The organism is Enhygromyxa salina (genome assembly GCF_000737335.2).
GTDB classification, from domain to species: domain Bacteria; phylum Myxococcota_A; class Polyangia; order Nannocystales; family Nannocystaceae; genus Plesiocystis; species Plesiocystis salina_C.
This window is the reverse complement of sequence record NZ_JMCC02000182.1, coordinates 1-9,044: the sequence shown is the minus strand read 5'-3', so window position 1 is coordinate 9,044 and position 9,044 is coordinate 1. Positions and strand designations below refer to the sequence as shown.

General features: G+C 64.0%; 9 protein-coding genes. 4 read left to right on the top strand and 5 right to left on the bottom strand.

The window, feature by feature from the left end; all coding sequences use genetic code 11:
- Positions 1-360 precede the first annotated feature (360 nt).
- Positions 361-1,410: an IS110 family RNA-guided transposase gene (locus DB30_RS39365; RefSeq protein ID WP_052559108.1), complete on the bottom strand. Its 1,050-nt coding sequence runs from the start codon at positions 1,408-1,410 to the stop codon at positions 361-363.
- Positions 1,411-1,550: 140 nt separating this feature from the next.
- On the opposite strand from DB30_RS39365, the gene DB30_RS43330 reads away from it, so the two are divergent.
- Together DB30_RS43330 and DB30_RS39355 are read left to right on the top strand one after the other, a co-directional pair.
- Positions 1,551-1,775: a pentapeptide repeat-containing protein gene (locus DB30_RS43330; protein ID WP_146662721.1), complete on the top strand. Its 225-nt coding sequence runs from the start codon at positions 1,551-1,553 to the stop codon at positions 1,773-1,775.
- Positions 1,776-2,057: 282 nt separating this feature from the next.
- Positions 2,058-4,907 carry a hypothetical protein gene (locus tag DB30_RS39355; protein ID WP_052559107.1) on the top strand — a complete coding sequence of 950 codons (2,850 nt, stop codon included), beginning with the start codon at positions 2,058-2,060 and terminating at the stop codon, positions 4,905-4,907.
- Positions 4,908-6,294: 1,387 nt separating this feature from the next.
- On the opposite strand, the gene DB30_RS42945 is transcribed toward DB30_RS39355, so the two are convergent.
- From DB30_RS42945 to DB30_RS39340, 4 genes are all read right to left on the bottom strand, one after another.
- Entirely contained in the window at positions 6,295-6,423 is a 129-nt protein-coding gene (locus DB30_RS42945; protein WP_276204421.1) for a hypothetical protein, read from the bottom strand.
- Positions 6,420-6,587, bottom strand: coding sequence for a hypothetical protein (locus DB30_RS39350; protein ID WP_153258490.1), 168 nt, complete (start codon positions 6,585-6,587; stop codon positions 6,420-6,422). Before DB30_RS39350 ends, DB30_RS42945 begins: the two co-directional genes overlap by 4 nt.
- A gap of 585 nt (positions 6,588-7,172) precedes the next feature.
- Positions 7,173-7,622, bottom strand: a complete 450-nt coding sequence (locus DB30_RS39345) for a hypothetical protein (protein ID WP_052559103.1) — start codon at positions 7,620-7,622, stop codon at positions 7,173-7,175.
- Positions 7,623-7,903: 281 nt separating this feature from the next.
- The gene (locus DB30_RS39340) at positions 7,904-8,188 is read right to left on the bottom strand and encodes a hypothetical protein (protein WP_052559102.1); all 285 of its coding nucleotides are present in this window, start codon (positions 8,186-8,188) and stop codon (positions 7,904-7,906) included.
- A 133-nt stretch (positions 8,189-8,321) separates the two neighbouring features.
- On the opposite strand from DB30_RS39340, the gene DB30_RS43325 reads away from it, so the two are divergent.
- Positions 8,322-8,561 carry a condensation domain-containing protein gene (locus DB30_RS43325; RefSeq protein ID WP_052559100.1) on the top strand — a complete coding sequence of 80 codons (240 nt, stop codon included), beginning with the start codon at positions 8,322-8,324 and terminating at the stop codon, positions 8,559-8,561.
- A 230-nt stretch (positions 8,562-8,791) separates the two neighbouring features.
- Positions 8,792-8,965: a hypothetical protein gene (locus tag DB30_RS39330; RefSeq protein WP_153258488.1), complete on the top strand. Its 174-nt coding sequence runs from the start codon at positions 8,792-8,794 to the stop codon at positions 8,963-8,965.
- Positions 8,966-9,044: the final 79 nt, after the last annotated feature.

The following is a 9,044-nucleotide window of genomic DNA, read 5'->3' as shown; positions in this document are numbered from 1 at the left end:
CCGAGAATGAGCGGCGCGACGTTCACGCCACCCCCGACCCCGCATCGAATGTCCTTCCATGGTGCCGGTCAAGGGGAAATCGATGCAGTACGTGTGTTCGATCAGGGACCTCATGCCGCCGTCCAGGCAGACGGCACGGCGAAGCCGTGCGCCTCGTTTCGAGGCGATCGAGTGCCGCAAAATCAGGAGTCACCAACCTTCCATACGTGCTCAGGCTCGAGGCCCGGTCACAAGGTGCCATGCGAAAAGATGGGTCGGCCAATCTACCCGGGAGTTTGCTCTCGCACGCGGCGGGAGTCCAGGACATGCGCGGCCTGACCCAAACTGACTTCGCTGATCGGCGGCGGCCTTGATTGAAACTCAGTGGGTGTTGCACCTCATTCGCTTGGGGTCGTATTCGGTGCCATCGCGCCAGATGTGATACGCGATGCTCAGCATGTAGCGGGCCAGGGCGGTCAGCGCGATTTTCTTCCGGCCGCGATTGCCCCGGATCCGCTCGAGGTAGGCACGAAGTTCGTCTGCGTTTTTCGTCCTCGGGAATGAGGCAATGTGTGCGGCCTGAGTCATGATCGCACGTAACTCGCCCGCCCCCTCTTTGGTGATGTGACCGATCCTTGCAGGACCACCGCTTTGGCTGACTGTCGGTACCAGGCCTGCATACGCAGCGAGCTTGCGCGCGTTCGGGAAGCGAGTGATATCACCGACCGCCGCATAGATGTTTGCAGACACGAGTTCGCCGACGCCAGGGATTGTTCGCAAGCGCCGAATGACGTCGATGTCTTTAGTCAGCGTAGCGATCTTCACATCGATGTCGGTACATTCCTCGGCGAACAACGAGATGCTACGTTCGCAGAGGCCGAGGCTATCGAGCAATTCGGTGTCGGTACCGTCAGGGGTTTCGAGGATCTCGTCGACCTTTTGCCTGATCCGACTATTGCCCGGGCTGACGAGCACGCCGTAAGAACGCAAGAACGCCCGCGCTCGATATTGCCAACGCTTGCGATCTCGCATGACCATGCGCCGACGAGCGAGCAAGCGGCGGAGCTCGCGGACCCTGCCGCTGGGGATGTAGACCGGGTGAGGCGTCATCCCCGTCTGTAGCGCCCGGGCGATCCAGTAGGCGTCGTGCTTGTCGGTCTTCTTTCGTGACGCGGCGATCATGCGCAGGTGGTTGGCGTTGAACGCCTGGATCGTCACGCCTGCGGCGGAGACGGCGTCGTGGACGAGGTAGACCTGACTGCCGACCTCGTGGCCAGCGAGGATCTCGGTGTCGTCGCCGAGCCGCGATGCGAGCTCGCGCAGCGCGGGGTAGGTGGTTGGGGTACGGCCGCGTTCGACCTGCTCGCCAGACTCGTCGAGCAGACACCAGACACTTGCGGCTGAGTGCACATCGATGCCCAGGTAGTTCACGTGTTCCTCCGTTCGGTTCGAGGCTGCGAAAGGCAGCGCTTCATTCCTAGTTTGTCCTCGCGGCCGACCGCTGGCAGAGCCCCGCGGTCTAGCCCAGCTCGAACGCGAGGAACACGTTGCGTGCCTCACGCTGATCAGGCCTGCACCATGGCATCTATCCGCGAGCGATCTTCGTCAATTGTGTCTTTGCACGCTGCGACCTTTCCAGGGCGACCTTCTCGGGGGCGACCTTCCGCAACTGTCGGTTCGATCGCACGACCTGGCCATCGCCGTTCGGCGATGTTTCCCCCCCGGGTCTGACCGAGGGAACCGATCTCCTCGTCGGGCTCAACTGGGCCCGCGATCCTTCACGTCCCCTGATTTAACCGCGCCGCCCCCCTCACGCGCGCTGCTTGAGTTCGGATCTCGAGCAAGCTGAGTGCGATCTCGCGCCACTCACCGCCGAGCCAGGGAGCGCTCTTGGCTGCGAACGGCACGCGTCGAGGCGCTCGGGCCCACCGAGCCAGCTTGCCACCAACATGGCCACGTTGGATATCTTGGCCGGGCTGGCGAAGCGAGTTCATTTTTCCTTACATCGTCGGGCAGCACAGTGCTAAGGTCGCGGCCTCGCCCAAGTGCAACGACGCAGTTGGCGATGCCCAGAGCCCATGTTTCATTTTGTCCCCAACCTCAAGCCCTATACATTGACGGAGGGCGACAGTGAAGGCCGCTTCGATGCGTACCTGCTCTCGGCCGACTATACCGGCGGGCTCAGCGAGCTTGCGGGTGTGGTCAGAGCCGAAGGGCGGGTGCTGATCGCCGACAACGGCAACATGGACGTCTTCCGCGGCATCGGCAAGGAATTTGCGCCTGAGGCCGCCAAACTCGATGCGGACCGCCGTGCATGGGAGAAGGCGAGCGGCCGCTATGCTCGACCCAAAGACTTGCCCGCGAACCTCTCCGGTCGGTTTCGGGCGCTCGCGCAGGCGATGACGGTGAGGAGCGAGGCGATCACCACCGACACGTTCACTCGCGACGCGGTTCGCCGTCAGACATCGATCGCTCCCAGCCTGCTGGTCGGGATGGAGGATCTCACGCTGGGCACCATGGGCGGGCTCAACCTCGAGCCTGAGTACGTCGATCTCCCGGCAAGCTTTTTCGCAGAGCGAGCACAGCGGGCAGTGAACTTCGCACGGCGAACCATCGACGGCGAGTTTGGCGAAGTGGGTGGCAAGGTCCTCGCTGGACTTCATGCGCTCGACTACGACTCCGCCGTGCTCGCTGGCCAAGTTGCCGCCGAGGCAGGGCTTGACGGGGTCACAGTTGGCTTGTTTGGCGCTCTCACCGATCGCAACTACGTTGACTATCGGGTCGAGGACGGCCGAGTGATCGAGCTCGCGGCGACGATCCCACGGCCCTACTTGCGTGTCATCGAGATCTCAGCGGGCGTGCTCGAGGGCTTTCGCCGAGTTGGACGTCCTCGACCGGCCTTCCACGGCCTGGGCGTGGGCACGCCCATCTTGTTGCCGTTACTCTCTCTGCTCGGAGCGGGTGAGAATTATTTCGCCACAGACAGCACCGCGCCGATTGTCGACGGCTGGTCGAGCCCGACGATCAGCCTCTACGTCAGGGACCCAGCGCCGCTCAAGTACAAGGCCTATCGCGTCGCCAGCGTCTGGATTCAAGGTGGCCGCGGGTGGGACTGCGAGTGTCCCTCCTGTTCTCGCTTTCGGGCAGCGCACCCGCCGGAGATCGGACGCGCCCGCAAATGGTGGGCCGAGCAGGGCAAGCCAGAGATCAAAAAGCAGATGCTCGAACGAAACGGGGCCCTGTCCGCCTGGCTACCGTTTCTCGCTTACCCGGCCGACGATGAGCTACGCAAAGAGGCTGGACTTGCCCGTGTCGGCCACAATCATTGGGTCCTTCGGCAACTCGAGCTGGAGGTTCGCGCGACGAGCGGAAACTGGCCAAGGTTGGCTGCGTGGGTTGAAGGTATTGTGAACGCCTATGTTGGTCTGCCCGGATCGGGGGCATGGAAATCGGCGGTGATGGAAGCCTACGCGCTGGCTCGGTCGGTCGGAGAGCGACTCGCTGCGAGCCCTTCAGTCCGTAACCACGAGCCGAGCGAGGTGATCGTCGGCCATGCGAGGAACACTGGACAAAGGACGATGGAACCCATGATGGGATATGGAGAACCGTTGAGTGGACATCAAGCTGCGCAGGAGTTGCTGCGCACGACACTCGACCAGCTACGTCAGACCGAGGCGCTCTCCAAGGAGTGGAAACAGCTGCAACAAGTTGCCGCAGCGCTGGCGGGCCAAGCGGTGACGATCCTCGACCTGTTGCGCGCGAACACTTCGGCCGTCCAGTCGAGGGTCGAGCAGCACGCCGAAGGTGTCGACGCCTGGCGGGCCGTGTTATCCGACATGGCAAAAGCGGAATCTGACACAGCGGCGGACTGGCGCGACGCTCTGCTCGGTGCCGCGACGCAGATGTGGGGCGCGCCAACGGCCCAGAGCCGGGTCGAGGCGCTGCTGGCCGGCGACGCACCGATCCTGGGCGTCGCCAACGCGAGCCGGCGCGTGGCTGCGAACTCTCAGACCGCATTCGTGGCCATGTACACGGCCGCCACCGCGACGTCGTTTCGCCTGGCCTGTCTGGCATCGCATCTCGCAGCAGCGCACGACGGTGAGGCGGAGCCGTTTGTGATCGACGACGCGAGCATCGCAGAGACTGCCTCGTTCACGCAGCAGGCCGCAGCGTTTGTCGACGGCGGTTTTTCGCAGTTTCACGCGCTGTTCACGGGCAACAACGCATCCCTCGAGGACGCTCGGTTGCTCGCGCAAAGTGTCCTCGATCAAACCGGTGCGCTTGGGCTCTCGATCGGCCAGGTTTCGGGCACCATGTCGCGCCACGGCATACCAACCGAGTTCCTGGAGGAACTTGGCCCCGTTGCGCTGAGCCTGACCGAAGCGTGCGCCCGTCTCGGGCTGCTCGTGGCCTACTCGGCTCACGTCCTCGGGCACACCTACTCGTTGGCGGCGGAGTCTTTTCTGGAGAACGAGCGCAAAGCGGCGAAGCGCGACGCGCCATCGAAGGTGCCGATTGGAGTTGGCGCTCAGCTCGGAGCGCTCGGCGGAGTCGACGATGATGAGCTTGTCGAAGTCCGGGGACGCATCGAGAGCCTTTCCCTGGACTACGATCCCAAGCCGCCCAAGTTTTCCTCGTTTGTCGTACTCCGAGCCTTCGATAGTGACGCCCGCGTTCGGGTTCGGGCACACATGTTCAGCTTGGCGAAGAACGGTCTGGTCGAGGGGGGCTGCTGCGTGATCCGAGGGTTCATTCGACGGCAGCAGTCATGGCTCGAGGAGAACGAGGTTGGGATTGAGATCGACCGCGTCAGCCTCTCGAAGCTGCGCAAATTGAGCTGGCTTGACGACGTCACCTATCGCATGCGCCCGTTCTTTCGTCTCTATCAAGACGAGATGAACCTCTTCAACACACCCGGGAGGGTTTGAGATGTCCTGTACAGACGAAGCGGAACAAGTATCACTGCTGTGGGACGGCGTCTTAGTGGCTGACGCAGCCTTGAAGAACGCTCGGGGAAAAGTCGAGAATCGGCTCAAGGCTTCCCTGGCCGCCTGCGGGTTGGGGGTACTGGGTGGTGTGATGGGGCTTGGTGGGCTTTTTGCCGGAGGATCAGCATGCATCGGAGCGCTCTTGGCGGCCGATGACGCCGCCGAAGACTATGAGTCTGCTGTCGCTATGAGTCAGATCGCGTCGGACAAACACTCTCGAGCGCTCGTGGATGAGCTCCTGTGTCTGTCGCGCTGTGGTCCGGTTGATACATAGCCGACAGCCCCTTGCAGACGCACGCCAACTCGCCGAAACATCGAACGACGCGGCGTTCGGCAGGACGATCAGCGCCTACTCGGCGATGATGTAAAAGTATGACAGGACCCCTGCTAATACCGACACGTATAGGATGAATGCGACCGGAACGCGGCCCCACATCCATCCCCACCATGGACTCTTGTGCCACCGCTGCCGCGACTCGTCGGACATGGGTGGAAGCTACACCAGCAGCCTGGCACGAGCAAGGAGCTTGCGAGTCGCTCCGGACCGGCAGCCTGGGTGCAGACGGTTCGTTGCTCTCACGCTAGCGGTCGGCGCTGCCGGCGAACGGCGGCCGCGAACGGTTGAAGTTGTTCGAGAGGAGCAGGAAATCGGCGCGAAGTTGTTCATCATCGGTATCCGATCGTTCTTTAGTTGAAAATCGCAACAGCGGTGTAGATCGGCCCGAAACTACGAGATCCAACCGCAGAGGTCTCTGATGAAGGTGCTTGGACCCCCATTGACATCGCTTGGGCGACGCGGAGAACGAGCTCAGTGAAGGTTGGGTTCGACTACGAACTCAGGGGGCGAACCGGTGGTTCTGGAGCCTGTCTGCACACCAAGCTGTCGCCTGCTCCGGGCCCTCCGTGAGGCGGGCGAGCCCTTCGGCCAGACGCCGCGTGCCTGGGTCAATTGTGTCTTTGCGCGCTGCGACTTTTCCGGGGCGACCTTCTCGGGGCGACGGGGTGGATCTCATACTGCACACGACTGGTCCACCGAGGCGCAGTGGGCGGCGTTCCGAGCCGGGTCTCAGAACGCCGATGGAGCGCCCATGTTGGGCCGCGGGGGTGCGCGGAGATGAGTCGGGGGTACTTTTGAAGCAGGGCACCCTACCCCCGAAAGTGCTCTGGGACGTCCTCGATCGCCCTGTGCCTACCCCCGAACTGCTCCGGGACGTCTCGGGGCCCCAGACCTGCTTCAAGAGCCCTCAGCGCGCCGCTGTGGCCGAGCAGGGGCTCCTGGGGGCGGGTCGTCAGGGCCGGCTGCAGCGCGGGCGCGTCGCAGAGGGTTCTACGGCTCGCTGGGCGGCTCGGCCGCGGCCTTTGGCGGGTCTGCGGGCGCGCCTTCGTCGAGCGCGGGCTCTTGCTCGGTGTTGTCGCCGGTCGTGGATCCGCTGCGCTGGGATCGCAGTGTGATCATTGGTTGCAGCGCCTGTTCGACCAGCGCTGGGGTCGCGGGTTGGCCTCGTCGTGCATGGTCAGGACCAGGGTGTTGTAGCGGACGATGCGGCGCTGCAGCTTGGCCCGCAGCGTTCGCAGATCCGCGCGCGAGGTGGGGTCTTTGCCGCTGCGGCGATCGATCATGGACTTGTAGAGGGCTTGGCAGCGCTGGATGATCGGCAGCAGTTCTTCGCCGCCGAACTCGAGCAGCTCGTCTTCGAGTTCGTCGGTTGCGTCAAGCCGAGCAGGTTTTCCATCAGCTGCGATTGCTCGGGGTACGAGCGATTGAGCATGGCGAGCTGGCCCTCGCCGAACAGCTGGGTGCTGAGCTCGCGGGCAGGGTCGCCTTGTCGCGGACGGCCTCGAAGTCGACCAAGAGCTGATCGTCGTCGATCAGGACGTCGAGGCCAGGCCGCGCGTAGCGGCCCCACCCGCCCATGCGGTCGCGGAGCAGCGCTTACAGGCCGTCGAGGGCGTTGTCGAGCTCGAGATCGGCGCCGAGCGAGGCCTCGTTGGACTCGCGCAGGCGAACGACCATGGCCTGCTCGGAGTCGTTGGCGACCTCGCGCATGGCCAGCTCGGCGGCGGCGACGTAGGCCGGCGGTCGCTGGGCATGCGCGACGACAGGGCCTTGCTGAGCACGACGAGGGTCTGCAGGGGCAGCTGCGGCGCGGCTTGATAGGGCGCGAGATCGAAACTAGCGAAGGGATCCGATGTTGCCATTGCGGGTCAGGGCACACGATGAGGCGAATGTGTCGAGTCGAGCTCATTTCCACATCTCGAGGGTTTCTTGGTCCTTGCGCGGTTCACTTTCGGCTTGCGGGCCGTTTCGGGTTGGGCCGGGGCCTCGTCCGCGAGCTCGCGCTCTTGGGCCGCACGCTCGGCGTTGAGCTTAAACAGCTCGTCGATCACGGAGTCCTCGAATGCCTGGCGAATGGCCTTTTCGTCTGGGGTCTGGGGATCCGTGTAGGGCGGGACCTGGATGTGGGACCAGCCATAGGCGGCGAGCACGGTGCGGTCGAGCTCGCGGAGCAAGGCGACCGCCGGGTCGTGGATGTCTGGGTCTTTGAGGGCGTTGTAGGTCTTGGTCAGGCCGACGTCGTTGTCGAGCATGTACTTGGCGCGCGCGGTGTAGAGGCGCTCGCCGATCTGCTCGAGCGGGGAGTCGGGGTTCCTCATGGTTGCGGAATGTTCCCAAGACCAAAGGATATGGGCTCGAGATTGAAGGGCGGAAAGGTGGCTATAATCGGCATAGCAAAACATCGTGACTTTTTGAGATAAGACCTGGTTAGTAGGCTGACGTGAGATGTAGAGGTGTTTCGACACTTGTGCAGTGGCGAATACATGAGTAGATTTCCTCGCCTTGGTGTATTGTCCAGGATGACGCTCGCCGAAAATCCACCATTTCTCACGACGTGCTTTCCGTTTGTCTGTTAACCTGACGGGGCGAACGCGTGCCTCTACGCGGGCGAATGCCGACTCGAAGTCCAGGGCCAGCTGGGCCAGGCCGCCGAGTTCCTTGGTGATCCGCTTGCGCTGGCGCTCAATGATCCGCTCGAACTCGTTGGCCTCGACCCGACCGCGCTCGCGCAGCGCGGCGCGGGCGTGGCGGCCTCGGCGTGGGCGGCCTCGCGCAGGTGCGGCCACAGGGCGGTGAAGTCTGGGTGGGCGCGCTCGGGCAGGGTCTGTTGGACGACCTCGCTGGGCGCGTGGTCGGCGTTGGACTCGCGCAGGGCCTCGCGCATGCGCTCAAGGCGGCGCGCTGGCCGTTGGCGCCGAGCGGTCGCAGGTGCTGCTCGTGGTTGGGGGCGTCGTGCCAGGGGGCGACCACGTGGATCAGGCGATCGTGCAGGCGGGCTGTCCGGGCGCCTGCAAGGGGTGCCCGGCGTCGAGCGGATGCTCGGCAATTTCATCAACACGCTGCCGATGCGGGTCAGCCTGGTCGGCAAGGACGTCGACGCGCTGCTGCGCGAGGTCGACGAGACCCTCGCGCGCCTCGTCGAGCTCGAGTTTGCGCCGCTGAGCGTCGCCCAGCGCTGCACCGATCTCGACGGCGACGCGCCGCTGTTCACGGCTGTCTTCAACTTCCGCCACTTCGAGCCCGGGCCCAACGGCTAGAAGGCGACGCGCGCCTGGTGGAGGTCATCAACGACAGCGACGAGATCGATGTTGTGGTTCGGTCTGCTGTCCTTTGGATCAATCTCCGAGCACGCACCGCTCGGTGTGTGCACCGCGAAAGAGTCGGCGAAGCCACCATCCCGCAAGCGAAGGTGGCCCAGATCCCGGACACCTCGCTGGCTCACGCATGAGCTCCGCAAAGCACGTCTACGACGGCCGAGTAGCTGGTCGTGGCTGCTCCCTCGCCGTGCTCGACGACTCCGCGTCGAGACAGCTACGAGCGTCGGCGGCCCGACGAGACGCTGCTGTACCAGCTGATCGAGCAGCACTGGCCGACCTTCCTCGAGCGAGCAGAGCAGTCTGGCGGCTTGCCCGACTTCATCGTCGAGGAGTTCGAGGCGTAGCTGCGCTGCGGCATCCTCGAGCATGGCCTCGCCCACTTTGCTTGCCGCCGCTGCGGCGAGTCGACGGTCGTGGCGCATT

Bases quoted from the DNA above. Each gene is read 5' to 3' on its own strand.
- DB30_RS39355 (WP_052559107.1), top strand. From the start codon at position 2,058: ATGTTTCATTTTGTCCCCAACCTCAAGCCCTATACATTGACGGAGGGC.
- DB30_RS42945 (WP_276204421.1), bottom strand. From the start codon at position 6,423: ATGATCACACTGCGATCCCAGCGCAGCGGATCCACGACCGGCGACAAC.
- DB30_RS39350 (WP_153258490.1), bottom strand. From the start codon at position 6,587: ATGATCGATCGCCGCAGCGGCAAAGACCCCACCTCGCGCGCGGATCTG.
- DB30_RS39345 (WP_052559103.1), bottom strand. From the start codon at position 7,622: ATGAGGAACCCCGACTCCCCGCTCGAGCAGATCGGCGAGCGCCTCTAC.
- DB30_RS39340 (WP_052559102.1), bottom strand. From the start codon at position 8,188: ATGCGCGAGGCCCTGCGCGAGTCCAACGCCGACCACGCGCCCAGCGAG.